11 protein-coding genes are annotated in these 12,306 nt (G+C 57.7%); 3 read left to right on the top strand and 8 right to left on the bottom strand.

Going from position 1 to position 12,306, the window contains the following annotated elements:
* The first annotated feature begins 1 nt into the window (after position 1).
* Complete coding sequence (locus ORG26_RS10680; protein WP_266369024.1) at positions 2 to 1,519, top strand: serine hydrolase; 1,518 nt, start codon at positions 2 to 4, stop codon at positions 1,517 to 1,519.
* A 10-nt stretch (positions 1,520 to 1,529) separates the two neighbouring features.
* On the opposite strand, the gene ORG26_RS10675 is transcribed toward ORG26_RS10680, so the two are convergent.
* The 5 genes from ORG26_RS10675 to ORG26_RS10655 all read right to left on the bottom strand — a co-directional run bounded on the left by ORG26_RS10675 (position 1,530) and on the right by ORG26_RS10655 (position 7,468).
* Positions 1,530 to 2,213, bottom strand: coding sequence for a site-specific integrase (locus ORG26_RS10675; RefSeq protein ID WP_266369023.1), 684 nt, complete (start codon positions 2,211 to 2,213; stop codon positions 1,530 to 1,532).
* A gap of 89 nt (positions 2,214 to 2,302) precedes the next feature.
* Positions 2,303 to 4,105: a MutS-related protein gene (locus ORG26_RS10670; protein WP_266369021.1), complete on the bottom strand. Its 1,803-nt coding sequence runs from the start codon at positions 4,103 to 4,105 to the stop codon at positions 2,303 to 2,305.
* A gap of 5 nt (positions 4,106 to 4,110) precedes the next feature.
* A complete protein-coding gene (locus ORG26_RS10665; protein ID WP_266369020.1) occupies positions 4,111 to 4,530 on the bottom strand; it encodes a Fur family transcriptional regulator in 420 nt (139 codons plus the stop codon).
* A gap of 87 nt (positions 4,531 to 4,617) precedes the next feature.
* Positions 4,618 to 6,426 carry an ABC transporter ATP-binding protein gene (locus tag ORG26_RS10660; protein ID WP_266369019.1) on the bottom strand — a complete coding sequence of 603 codons (1,809 nt, stop codon included), beginning with the start codon at positions 6,424 to 6,426 and terminating at the stop codon, positions 4,618 to 4,620.
* Between the two features lie 73 nt (positions 6,427 to 6,499).
* Positions 6,500 to 7,468, bottom strand: a complete 969-nt coding sequence (locus ORG26_RS10655) for a gliding motility protein GldB-related protein (protein WP_266369018.1) — start codon at positions 7,466 to 7,468, stop codon at positions 6,500 to 6,502.
* A gap of 38 nt (positions 7,469 to 7,506) precedes the next feature.
* On the opposite strand from ORG26_RS10655, the gene ORG26_RS10650 reads away from it, so the two are divergent.
* On the top strand, positions 7,507 to 8,361 hold the full coding sequence (locus tag ORG26_RS10650) for a porin family protein (protein ID WP_266369017.1): 855 nt from the start codon (positions 7,507 to 7,509) through the stop codon (positions 8,359 to 8,361).
* 2 nt (positions 8,362 to 8,363) lie between these two features.
* On the opposite strand, the gene ORG26_RS10645 is transcribed toward ORG26_RS10650, so the two are convergent.
* Complete coding sequence (locus tag ORG26_RS10645) at positions 8,364 to 9,026, bottom strand: ATP-binding cassette domain-containing protein (protein ID WP_266369016.1); 663 nt, start codon at positions 9,024 to 9,026, stop codon at positions 8,364 to 8,366.
* Positions 9,026 to 9,343: a hypothetical protein gene (locus ORG26_RS10640; protein ID WP_266369015.1), complete on the bottom strand. Its 318-nt coding sequence runs from the start codon at positions 9,341 to 9,343 to the stop codon at positions 9,026 to 9,028. The genes ORG26_RS10645 and ORG26_RS10640 overlap by 1 nt, the downstream gene beginning before the upstream one ends.
* 162 nt (positions 9,344 to 9,505) lie before the next feature.
* On the opposite strand from ORG26_RS10640, the gene ORG26_RS10635 reads away from it, so the two are divergent.
* Positions 9,506 to 10,948, top strand: a complete 1,443-nt coding sequence (locus ORG26_RS10635; protein WP_266369014.1) for a TonB family protein — start codon at positions 9,506 to 9,508, stop codon at positions 10,946 to 10,948.
* Between the two features lie 37 nt (positions 10,949 to 10,985).
* Here ORG26_RS10635 and serS read toward each other — a convergent pair whose 3' ends face one another.
* Positions 10,986 to 12,260, bottom strand: coding sequence for a serine--tRNA ligase (gene serS, locus ORG26_RS10630; protein WP_266369013.1), 1,275 nt, complete (start codon positions 12,258 to 12,260; stop codon positions 10,986 to 10,988).
* Positions 12,261 to 12,306: the final 46 nt, after the last annotated feature.

The raw sequence follows: 12,306 nt of genomic DNA, 5'->3' as shown, positions 1-12,306 counted from the left end.
TATGCGCCGTATTGCCGCTTTTTGCCTGTTTCTGTTCAGTTTCAACGGGTTCGCCCAAAACACGTTCATCTCCGATAGTCTGGATGCCTACATCACCCGCGAAATGCAGCGCCAGGGCGTACCGGGCGTGGCGGTGGCGGTCGTCAAGGACGGAAAAGTGGTGGTGCTGAAAGGGTATGGCGTCCGGGACATCACCCGACCGCAGGAGAAGGTGGACGAAAATACCCTGTTTCAGATTGCTTCGAATACCAAGGCGTTCACGGGCACGGCTCTGGCCCTGCTGGAGTCGCAGAAACGGTTGTCGCTGGACGATAAAGTGACCCAATACCTGAAAGACTTCAAACTGCTGAACCCGCTGGCGGCGGGGGAGGCCTCCATCCGGGATATGCTGAGCCACCGGAGCGGGTTCGAGACGTTTCAGGGCGATTTCCTGAACTGGAACAGCAATCTGTCGCGCAGGGACATCATCGCCCGAATGGGACGTCTGCAGCCGACCTACAGTCTACGGGCCAAATACGGGTACTGCAATTCCTGTTTTCTGACGGCGGGCGAAGTCATCCCCGTCGTGACGGACACGAGTTGGGACGCCTACCTGCAAACCCATTTTTTCCGGCCGCTGCAAATGACCCGGACGTCCACCACCACGGCGGCGCTCCGGGCCGAGTCGAACCGGTACCGGCCACATACCCTGTCCGACGGCAAACTGGTCGCCATCGAGTATGCCAACACGGACAACATCGGTCCGGCGGGCTCGATCAATTCGAGTGTGAAAGACCTGGCCAACTGGGTCCTGATGCAGCTCGACAGCGGGCGGTTTGCCGGTCGGCGGGTCGTGCCTTTTTCGGTGATTCAGAAAACCCGCTCGTCGAATACGGTCGTGGGCGACATTCAGTCACGGCTGTTTCCGAGTTCGCATTTTCAGACCTACGGCCTGGGCTGGTTCATGAATGACTACAACGGCAAAAAGCTCATCCACCACAGCGGCGGCTCCAACGGCTGCGTCACCAATACGTATCTTGTTCCGGAACTGAATCTGGGCGTCGTCGTGCTGACGAACACCGACCACAACAGCCTGTACGAAATGCTCTGCCGACAGGTCATTGACGCCTACATGGGCCTGCCATACCGCAATTATAGCCAGATTGCCTGGCAAAGCGGGCGGGCTTCGGAAGAAAAAGCGCTGGCCGAGCTGCGCGAAAAACGGGCCCAAGCCCGCCGCAGCTCCGGCCCGACACTGCCCCTGAAAGCGTTCACCGGGGCTTTCCGCAATGATTTCTACGGCAACCTGACCATCCGGGAGGAGAAGGGTCGGCTCAATATGTATCTGACGCATCACCCGCAGGTGGTCGGGCGCCTGGAGCATTTGAAAGACAATACGTTTCTGTGTACTTACTCCGACCCCGTCATGGGCGTGAAGGAACTGCCGTTCGAGGTGACGGGCAATGAGGTGAAAGCGATTACAGTTTCCGTCAACGACTTTATTGATTTCAAAACCTACCGGTTCGCCCGGGTGCCGTAACGGGCGGTCATTAGGCTTCCACCAGCTCCTGTTTAGGTTTCCGGGGAACCGGAAGGCTGCGGAGCTGTTGAATAGCCTGCAAATCCGCCACGTTTTCGTCCTTCAGTTTCAGCGCGTCCCGGTTCCGAATCACCCAGTCGGCCAGTTGTTTGACCGTGGAAAGATACAGGTTCACGGTATAGGCCGATTTTCCGGAATCCTGCAGAAACACCATGTACCGGCTGACCGATTCGCCCGAAAAAAGGGCTTTCCGGCCGGCCGCCTGTTCCCGCTGCAGGTAGCGGAAAAACGCTTTGAGCGACTTGATGTAATTGACTTTGGAGTTCGTTCCCTGCAGGTGCGTGGCTTCTTCGATGTATTTGTTGATGAGGTTCAGCGCAACCGGAGCGACGGCTTTGGAGGCGTTCGGGTCCGGAATCAGTTCCGGCTGGCCCTGCATCTGATAAAAAAGCAGAAACTTGCGGAGGGGCGAAACCAGATTGCCCGGTTTTCCGGCCGAATAGATAGCCAGCGTATCGCGGTCGGGACGAAGACGATGCTCCAGGCAATAGTCTACATAACGACGGGCGATGCGGGGGTAGTTGCCCGGCCTGGGCAGCCAGTCTTCAAAAGCAGCAATCAGTTCGGTCACCGTCAGCAAACTTGTATTGGCTGCGGTGGCAACGAGCGGTTGAGGAGCGGATTTCTTCGACACAAACTTTCGCACAATGGGTACTAAACTATCGCAATTCTCATTAAAAGACGCGATTGAAGCAAGTTTTTGCAAAGATTAACCCGCCAAACCTACGTTTCCGGTCCCATTTCAATGCCAATGGAGCGCATGAGCTGCGTGGCGTTAAAGCTCCGGCATACCCCCGGCTGCAGCGTGTAGTCGAAGTGAAGCTGGCCGTCCACCACGTCCGAGTGAAAGCTGTAATTTTCGATAAACGGGTGGGTTTCTGCCAGATCGCCCAATTCGACGTCGTGCGTGGAGACAAACCCGGACGCCGTGGTGCCATGTAACTGCATGATGAGCGCCCGCGCGCCCCGGTGCCGGTCGGCCGAATTGGTGCCCTTCAGGATTTCGTCCAGAAAATACAGCACCGGAATCCCGCTTGTCTGCCGGGTCCGTTCAATGAGCGCTTTCAGGCGTTTGAGTTCGGCGTAAAAAGACGACGTACTTTCTTCCAGCGAGTCCTGCGTGCGCATGCTGGTGAAGAGTTGTACGGGCGAGCAGGCAAAGCGTTCGGCTGCGACCACGGCCCCGCAAAGCGCCAGCACGGTATTCGTGGCGACGGTACGCAGAAAGGTGCTTTTGCCGGACATATTCGAGCCGGTAATCAGAATGGTCCGGCCATTGCCTTCCAGCTGCAGAGAGTTCGGAACGCCGCGGTCGGGTCGCAGCAGGGGATGGCGGGCCTGCGTGAAGGCCAGACGGAGGCCGTCTTCCTGCACGGTCGGCGTGGCGTAAGCCGGATGTGCATAGGCAAATCCGGCCAGACTGTTAAGGGCCTCCCACTCCGCCACCACGTCGAGCCAGTCGGCCAGATGGGGGCCAAACCGCCGCTTCCAGCGTTCCAGGGCCGACAGGTAATGAAGGTCCCAAAGCGAGATCAGACCGACAAACAGGAAAAAATATGGATTGCGCCGGAAGTTCAGGTTTTCTACCAGCCGACCGAGCTGCCCGATGGCGTCGGCCGCCGTGGTTTTGTCCGTTTCGAGCCGCCGGTGCAGCCGCCGCAGAATCGCCGCTTCGACGGGCAGGGCCGCAAGGTGTTTCAGCAAATCCCGGTACGTCCGGAGCGACTGGCTGATTTCGTACGTCTGTTCACTGATTTCTTTAGCCTGCTTCGCCACCTGGCTTAGCACAAAGGCGTGGATGAGCAGCGCCGTGGTGACGCCCCAGCCGGGCATCTGGCCGTTCAGCCAGATGCCGATCAACACCAGCGTGAGCGAGGGCAAGAGCCAGCGGAGCAGACTCAGATAAGCAGGAACCGGCTCCTCGGTCGGGGTTTTAGCCCAGATTTTCAGCGTCTTGGTGGACTGCCCGACGGCGGGACTCAGGTAGGCAAGGGCTTCAAAATCCTGTCGCCAGTCGAGCTGAGGGCGTAGTTCGGTTGCGGCGGCCTGCCGGAGCACGATTTCGGCCTCAGGAGCGGCATAAAGCAGGTAAGCCGCCAGCTTGCGGTGGCCTTCGTGGGTATGGGTTCGGTTCAGAAGGCGGAAGAGCGAGTGGTTGCCGAAAACGTCGAGGTCGGCGGCGTAGGGGTGTTCGGGCTCAACAAATTCCTGTCCGGTTTCGGGGCGGGAGAAGCGGCGTTCGAGCCGGGCCGCTTCGTCTGCGTTGAGGTGAGCCAGCCAGCGAAAGCGGTCCCGTTCGCGGCCGATCCGCTGGTGCATTTTCAGCAAAACCAGAAAGCCGATGAGGCCGGCGACGCCAACGCCCAGCCCGATATTCGTCTCGTTCTGTTTAAAAAGAAGATAAACGGCAAGCGCCGCGAGCAGAAACCAGCCCAGGCGGAGGATGGCAAACCGGTTGTACCGGCTCTGGGCCTCGCTTTGCTTCTGGGTGAACTCCTGCTGGCGGTGGGCGAAGGTTTCCTGCATCCGGACTATTCCTTACACTGCGGACAAACGCCCTGAATGAGCAGGTTGGTTTCCTTGCGCTGATACCCGTTCGGCAGGTCGATGGCCGGAATCAGCACGCTTTCCAGACAGGACGTCTGGCCGCACGCTTCGCATTTGAAATGAACGTGGTCGTGGTTGTGTTCGGCATGGGCGCAGCTTTCCTTGCAAAGGGCGTATTTCAGACCCCCTTCGTCGTCGAGCACCTTGTGCAGAATGCCTTTGTCCACGAATGTTTTCAGCGTCCGGTAAATCGTTACCCGGTCGAAATTGTCTTTCAGCCGGTCTTCTATATCGTGATGCGCCAGCGCATAGCCCGATTCAAAAAACGTATCCAGCACTTCCTCCCGGCAACCCGTGTGCCGGAGCTGGAAATCGTCCAGGGTTTGTTTGACGGAAGAATTCATAAATAGAGTGCTTAAGGGGATAAGGGGTAAGTGCTTAAGGCGGTAAGTGCTCAAGACCGCCACTTACCGCCTTGAGCACTTGCCTCCTTACTGGCTTACCGACTGCTGTTCGAACTGTAATTTAACCAAATTCGCGTACAAACCGTCCTCAAGCAGGCTGAGTTCGTCGTGGGTGCCCGCTTCGGCGATTTGTCCGTCCCGAATGACGTAGATCGTGTCCACCTTGCGGATGGTCGCGAGGCGGTGTGCGATGATGATGGTCGTGCGGTCCTGCATCAGAATGTCCAGCGCATCCTGCACCAGCCGCTCGGACTCGGCGTCGAGCGAGCTTGTCGCTTCGTCCAGAATCAGAATGGCGGGGTCTTTCAGAATGGCGCGGGCAATGGCGATTCGCTGGCGCTGTCCGCCCGAAAGTTTCACGCCGCGTTCTCCCACGAGGGTCTGAAGTTTCTCCGGAAACGATTCGATGAACTCCAGGGCGTTCGCTTTCCGGGCGGCTTCCACGATTTCCGCTTCGGTCGCGCCGGGCTTCCCGTAGGCGATGTTTTCCAGAATCGTACCGCCAAAGAGCATCACTTCCTGCGGCACGACGGCGATGTTCTGCCGCAGGTGCGTAATGTTATACTCCCGGATGGCTTTGCCGTCGACCGTAATCGAGCCGCTGTTGGGCTGGTAATACCGGAGCAGGAGCTGCACGATGGTCGATTTACCGGCACCGCTCTGGCCGACCAGCGCAATTTTCCGCCCGGCGTCCACGTCGAGCGAAATGCCGCGCAGTACGGGCACGTCCGGACGGGCCGGGTACGAAAACTGCACGTCGCGGAAAGCAATGTGGCCGTTAACCGCCGGAAGTTGCACCGGAGCGCCTTTCACATCCACTTCTTCGGGTTCATCCAGAATCTCCAGAATCCGCTCGGAAGCCCCGATGGTCCGCTGCACCTGCGCGTACAGGTCGCCCATGCCGCCCACCGAACCGCCGATGAAACCGGTATAGAAAATAAACTCGATCAGGCCCGAAAGCGGCATTTCGCCCGAAATGACAAGGTTGCCGCCGTACCACATGATGCCGACAATGCCGCCAAACAGGGCGAAAATGATGAACGAAACAAAGGCGCCCCGGTAACGGACCGCCTGCAGCGCAATGCCGACGACCTTCTGCATGGCCGTGGTGTAGCGGTTGATTTCAAAACGTTCGGCCGTAAAAGCCTTCACGACGTTCGACGCCTGCAGGGTTTCTTCCACAATGACGTTCGCCGTGGCCAGTTCGTCCTGCACCTGCCGCGACATTTTGCGGATGTACCGACCGAAGACCAGCGCCGCAATGACCAGCAGCGGCACCGTGGCGAGCATGAACAGGGTCAGTTTCCAGGAAAGGTAGAAAATGATGGCCGTCCCGACGACCAGCGTCGCCACCTGCCGGAAGAGTTCGGCCAGGGTGATGCTCAGCACGTCCTGCAACTGCGACACGTCCGACGCAATGCGGCTGGTCAGCTCGCCAACGCGGTGTTTCTCGAAGAAAGTGACGGGCAGCGTAATGATTTTGCTGTAAACGGCCTTCCGCACGTCGGCCATGGCCCGTTCGCTGACCTGCGCAAAGAAATAAATCCGGAAAAAGGAAAAAATGGCCTGAATCACCAGAATGCCGACAAACAGAAGGGTGACCTGGTTGAGGCTCAGAGAAGACTGTCCGTTAATAACACTCGTGACCAGCCCAATGAGCTTGCCAAAGCTCAGCGTGGTGCCGGTCGAAAAAATCAGAAACAGGAAACCGATGGCAAAATAACCCCGGTAAGGCCGCACAAACGAAAAGATGCCCAGCGCCCGCCGCAGGCTATCTCTATTTACTTTCTTTTTATCCTCCGGGGCGACTTCCTCGCCCCTCCCTCGTTTTGCCATTCTATTGCTATTAAGTACTTTTTCGGCAAATCGCCACGCAGCGAACCGCCCAGCGACTCTGGTATTTATTAGTTTACTCCTCCCCCTGCCCGCGATACCCCGATTCTTCAAAGATTTGGCGGGCATTGGTATTGTTCATTAACGCCCGGATTTCCGGCTTTTTTTCGTCGTTATACTTGCCCACAATCCGCCAGCCCAGCCACCGGCCAATGGCGCCGGGAGCTTTCGGTCCCACTTCTGCCGTAAACGGGCGCTCGGTCAGGTAACGCTCTTTCACGCGGGGGTTGGTCTGGTACAGCAACTGATTGTCCAAAAAATGTGCCCAGACCAGATCCTGCGCAGCGTAGGTGCTGGTCAGTTGCCGGTCGGTATAGCCAAGCAGAAGACTATCAGGCGTTTCGGGAAGCATGGTTTTCGTAAAAACAAAGCCTTTTCCGTAATACACCATGTCGGCCAGTAAGGTTTGATCAGTCCGGTTCTCGGCATTGAACGGTTTGGAAAGCGCCAGCACTATGGCCGGGACGATGTATTCTTTCTGATACCGCCGGAGGATGTAGTTCGGCACGTCGGGCCGGTATTTGGCCTGCGGACCGGCAAACCAGTCGAGGCCGATGACCACCAGGCTGTCCGAAACCACCAGGTCCGGCCCCATAAAGCCGGTCACCATGCCCACCACCCGCGGCGGCCTGAACGACGGGAATTCTTTTTGGATGTTGCCGAACGCTTCGGAAAGCGGCCCGGCCAGATCTCCCAGCGTCCCAAAGGCCTCGTTAGTCTGCTGGTACAATAGGTTCAACTCCTTGTCGTTTACCCTTCTGGTTAGTTCGTTCACCAGCGCGGTATCCGCCACGGGATTTTCTACGTTGAAATAAACCCTGGCGGCGTTCTGGTGTCTAATCAGCCACTGGCGGACCTGCTCGCGGGATTTGACCTGAAACAGTTCTGCATCCGCACGTTGAATAAACACGGGAGGCTGTTCGTTGGAACAGGCATTGAGAATCAGTAAACTTACCAACAGAAAAACGACGTGCAGAACCTTCATTCGCAGCAGTAGGGGTTCTCTTTGAAACATACAAATTTATGAAAAAAGTTGCAGCCCTAAGCCTGATTCTTGGTTTGCTCGTCGGGATGGAGACAATGGCTCAGGTAACGGTACAGAAACGCCGTTCGAGCCCGCCGGTTGCCCAGCCGGAAACGCGCCCGGAAACGTCTTCCCGTCGTCGTTCCAACGTGGAAACGCCCCGAAACCGTACAGCGGACCGCGTTTTCCGACGGATTGAGGAAGAAGAAGGGCCGGACTATGCCCGCCCGACCAAACTCGTGGAGATGAGCATCCGCGTGGCGCCGTCCCTGATGCTGAATACGGCCGAAGGCACGGGCGATTACACCGGCTTCGCGCCCAACGGGGCTGGCGTCCGGATGAGCGTCGGCCCGACGCTGGATTATTTCTTCTTTAAGGACCGCTACGCCTTCAGTTCCGGGCTCTGGTACACCATCAAACGCTCGGCCTACCAGATTCCGGGCAGTTACGGAACGGGGCGCTGGATTCCGGGCGCTTCTCCGAAGGAGTCGGTGTATAACCTCCAGTACCTGCAGATTCCGGCTTCGGTGAAAATGTACGCCAACAACCTGTTTCCGGACCTGCGCCTCTACGTGCAGACGGGCGGCGTGCTGGACATTAAACTGGCCGAAAAACCGCAGAATATCGCTTTGAACCGCCTTTATCAGGTCGCCGAGCAGAACGGAGGCCGCCGCCAGTACAGCCGGGGCGACATTGGGCTGCTGCTGGGCGCGGGGGTACAGTACCGGCTCAACGGCTCGCAGGCCATCATCATGGGCGTCAGCTACCAGCGCGGCCTGACCGACGTAGCCCGCGGCCGCAATCTGGTCTCGTACAACCGGGTGGTGGCGCTGGAGGTGGGCTTGAAATTCTAAAATCAGTCTCGCAGATAGCCAAAATCGACCAGTTGGCGGTCCGGTTCCTGAATGGCAACGGTCCGCCCGCCGGTCAGGAGGTAAAGCTGATCGCTCAGGGCCAGCACATCCCGGTAGTAATGATCCGATAGCAGAATGCCTTTTTCCGTTTTAACCGACAGGAGAAACGCCCTCAGCCGTTCGACCAGCACGGGCGACAGGTTGGAAAAAGGCTCGTCGAGCAGCACGAACCGGCAGGGACTGGCCAGAATAAGCAGGGTCTCCCACAGCCGCCGCTGGCCGCCCGACAACCGACCGAAGGTTTGGCTGGTGGTGGGAAGAATGTCCGGGAAAAACAGCTCCAGGGATTCGAAAGAAGCGGCATAGAGCGAAAACGCCTGCCGGACCGTCATGCCCGCCGGAACGAAATGCTTCTGGGGCAGGTAAGCCACCAGCCCGGAATGCGGATAGGCCTTCTTCAGGTACTGACCATTAAGCCGGACCGATCGGTTTTCGGCGCTCCGCGACCCGAACATGACCTGCATCAGGCAGGACTTCCCCGCCCCATTCCGACCCAGCAAACCGGTGATCGCACCTGTTTCGAGGCGTACATAGATATTCTGCAAAATCTTCCGCCCTCCGTATTCGAGCCAGATGCTGTCCGCTTCCAGGATATTTTTCCTCATCAGTAGCCAGTGAAATGGATGAGCAGCAGGCAGACCAGCGCATCGGTGAGGGAGGCGCTCAGGTAAAGTTTTCCCTCCGAGAGACCAAGGTTCTGATAAAAAGTCAGGTGATTGCCGTTCAGCAGCCGGTGCAGGTAATAAATGATCAGCTGGAGCAGTATCCGGAGCCAGACGAAAGCCGTCAGGAAGAACTGGTAACTGTCCGGACTCTCGACCCGTGAGCGGCCAAGTGACCAGAGCAGGATGGAAACCGGGAGCGTTACCGGACAAAGTTGCCGGTAAAAGAACCCGATGGCGCGAAGTTGACGGACATCCATGCGGCCAAGCTAGGCAGAAAGAACTTTTGCCCAACGGAATTAACATACTTTAACAGCCCATTCGGGTAGATGAAAAGGCCATTGCCGTTCACGAAAAGGTGCGGGTGATTCGGCATCAGAAAGCGCTTTTGTCGTATTTTCCGGACAGCAACTTTTTGATTCATGAAACCCTGCCTTACTTTTCTCTTACTTCTTTTCCAGCTCAATGTTTTTGCTCAGGAAGCGTTCAAGCCATTCGAAGTGCAGACGCCCGCCGAGCCTAAAGGCGGTTTGGCGCTGCTGGAGCGATTTATCGACATCAACCGCCGCATGCCCTACAGCGCCGAAGTGGCCAAGGTCAAAGGCAGTGTTTTTGTGACGGGAATTGTCGGCATCGATGGCAAGATGACCAACGTGCGGGTCGCGCGGGGACTACAGCCGGCCTGCGACCGTGAAGCCGTGCGTTTACTCAGTCTGTTCAACGCATGGGAGCCGGCCCAGAAGGATGGGAAGCCCGTGCCGATGGAATTCACGTACGGCGTCCGTTTTGCGCCCACTCGCTCGGACTGCACGCCGGAAGGGATGACAACGTACTACGATGCCGAAGGACAGCAGGTATCGGACGAAGCCACCGCCCAGCTACGCCTGTTCATTCCCGTTGACTCGCTGGGCTACCCGACCGGCAATCCGGTGTTTACCCGAAAGAAAGGCGGCTCGTGGAAGACTGCCAATGAGCGGTTTGTGCTGAGCCGCAAAGACTACATCCGGTACAATTACGAAGACCCGGTTATGCCCGATTCGAGTCGTGTTCAGCGGCTGAGCATGCTGAACACGGGAAACCAGCTTCAGGGAAAAGTGTATACTTTTTACGAAAGCGGCCAGTTGTACTCGGAGGAAAGCTATGTCGATGGAAAAGCGGCCGGTACCGCCCTGTACTTTTATCCAAATGGAATGGTGCGGAAGGCCGAAGACCAGCTGGAACAGGGCGCTACCCGCGAATGGCTTTGGTATCCAAACGGCCAGCTCCGGCAGGTGGCCCTGCGCAGTTTTCACCCGAAGCCGTCGTTTGTGCTCCTGAATCTGTGGGAAGAAACGGGCAAACAGGTGGTCAAAGACGGAAACGGGGCTTGTCAGTTGACCGGCAGGCTGGGCGAACTCGGCTGGATTACTGAGACCGGGCACGTCGCCGAGGGATTGCGTGACAGTGTCTGGGCTGGTTTCACTGCGGGCGGAAAGCCGTTTTACCGGGAAGCCTGGGACAATGGCCGTTTTCTCAGCGGCGTTTCCTATGGCGCTAACGGAGATTCTCTGGTGTACAATGAGCCTGAGCAGCAGCCCGAATTTCAGGGAGGCCAACAGGCCATGTACCAGTTTATGTCCCAGACAATCCGTTATCCCGTCGAACTGGCGCGGAGTCGGACGGGGGGACGGGTGTTTGTCAGTTTTGTGGTCTGCACCGACGGGTCGCTCTGTGATTATGAAGTGCTCAGAGGCGCTCACCCGGTGCTGGATGAAGAAGCCGTCCGGGTGGTGAAGGCCATGAACGGCAAGTGGAAGCCCGGTTTTCGGCGTGGACGGCCGGTCAGAGTCAAATACAGTCTGCCTATTAACTTCGCGATTCAATAACAAAACCTCCCCGGTCGGCCGACCGGGGAGGTTTGTTTTATCCGATTTTGTCAAAACCGCAGTACGGCACCAGCACCGCCGGAATGCGGATGCTGCCGTCGGGCTGCTGGTTGTTTTCGAGGATCGACGCCACGATGCGCGGCAGCGCGAGCGCCGAGCCGTTGAGCGTGTGCAGAAGCTGGGTCCTTCCTTCGGCTTTGTACCGCAGTTTCAGGCGGTTGGCCTGATAGGTTTCGAAGTTGGACACCGAACTCACTTCCAGCCAGCGCTGCTGGGCTGCCGACCAGACTTCCATATCGTACGTCAGGGCCGACGTAAAGCCCATGTCGCCGCCGCAAAGCCGCAGGACGCGGTAGGGCAGTTCGAGCTTTTGCAGCAATCCCTGCACGTACCGGCTCATTTCCTCCAGCGCCGCGTACGATTCCTCCGGCTTGCGAATCTGCACGATCTCCACCTTGTCGAACTGGTGCAGCCGGTTGAGGCCGCGGACGTGCGCACCCCACGAGCCCGCTTCGCGCCGGAAGCAGGGCGTGTAGCCGACGTTCTTTACGGGCAGGTCGCTTTCGGCCAGAATCACATCGCGGTACAGGTTCGTGATGGGCACTTCTGCCGTCGGAATCAGGTACAGGTTGTCCTCTTTGGCGTAGTACATCTGTCCTTCCTTGTCCGGCAATTGCCCCGTTCCGAAACCCGACTCTTCGTTGATGACAATGGGCGGCTGAATCTCGAAGTATCCGGCTTCGAGAGCGTTGTCCAGAAAAAAGTTGATCAGTGCCCGTTGCAGCCGGGCGCCTTTGCCTTTGTAAACCGGGAAACCCGCGCCGGTAATCTTGACGCCGAGTTCGAAGTCGATGATGTCCAGCTTTTTGATCAATTCCCAGTGCGGCTGGGCTCCTTCCGGCAGGGTCGGGATGGCTCCGTTTTCGAGCACCACCTCGTTGTCTTCGGCCGAGCGGCCTTCCGGTACGCTGCTGTGGGGCAGGTTGGGCAGCGTCACCAGCACCTCCTGTACCTGTTTTTCAAGCGCTTTCAGGTCGTCTTCCAGTCCTTTGGAAACGACTTTCAGGTCGGCGGTTTCGGCTTTGGCCGTTTCGGCGGCTTCCTTCTGGCCGTTTTTCATCAGCGCCCCGATTTCTTTGGCTTTGGCGTTGGCGCGGGCCAGGACGTTGTCGAGTTCTTTCTGCGTTTCGCGGCGCTGCTGGTCAAGGTTCAGCACCTGATCAACGGCCGTTTCGGCATTGGCGAAGTTTCTCTTTCGAAGGCCCGCCAGGGTGAGGTCTCTGTTATCGCGGATGAAGGATAGTTGTAGCATAGCGTAGTTAAAAAGCCACTTGGTAGTGGCCATGTAGTTTCGCAAA

Source organism: Tellurirhabdus rosea (genome assembly GCF_026278345.1).
Lineage (GTDB): Bacteria > Bacteroidota > Bacteroidia > Cytophagales > Spirosomataceae > Tellurirhabdus > Tellurirhabdus rosea.
The sequence above is the reverse complement of the archived record's forward strand: the minus strand, read 5'-3'. Positions and strand labels throughout refer to the sequence as shown.

Excerpts from the sequence above, each read along its gene's own strand:
- ORG26_RS10680 (WP_266369024.1), top strand. The coding sequence starts at position 2 with ATGCGCCGTATTGCCGCTTTTTGCCTGTTTCTGTTCAGTTTCAACGGG.
- ORG26_RS10670 (WP_266369021.1), bottom strand. The coding sequence starts at position 4,105 with ATGCAGGAAACCTTCGCCCACCGCCAGCAGGAGTTCACCCAGAAGCAA.
- ORG26_RS10665 (WP_266369020.1), bottom strand. The coding sequence starts at position 4,530 with ATGAATTCTTCCGTCAAACAAACCCTGGACGATTTCCAGCTCCGGCAC.
- ORG26_RS10660 (WP_266369019.1), bottom strand. The coding sequence starts at position 6,426 with ATGGCAAAACGAGGGAGGGGCGAGGAAGTCGCCCCGGAGGATAAAAAG.
- ORG26_RS10655 (WP_266369018.1), bottom strand. The coding sequence starts at position 7,468 with ATGAAGGTTCTGCACGTCGTTTTTCTGTTGGTAAGTTTACTGATTCTC.
- ORG26_RS10650 (WP_266369017.1), top strand. The coding sequence starts at position 7,507 with ATGAAAAAAGTTGCAGCCCTAAGCCTGATTCTTGGTTTGCTCGTCGGG.
- ORG26_RS10645 (WP_266369016.1), bottom strand. The coding sequence starts at position 9,026 with ATGAGGAAAAATATCCTGGAAGCGGACAGCATCTGGCTCGAATACGGA.
- ORG26_RS10640 (WP_266369015.1), bottom strand. The coding sequence starts at position 9,343 with ATGGATGTCCGTCAACTTCGCGCCATCGGGTTCTTTTACCGGCAACTT.
- ORG26_RS10635 (WP_266369014.1), top strand. The coding sequence starts at position 9,506 with ATGAAACCCTGCCTTACTTTTCTCTTACTTCTTTTCCAGCTCAATGTT.
- serS (WP_266369013.1), bottom strand. The coding sequence starts at position 12,260 with ATGCTACAACTATCCTTCATCCGCGATAACAGAGACCTCACCCTGGCG.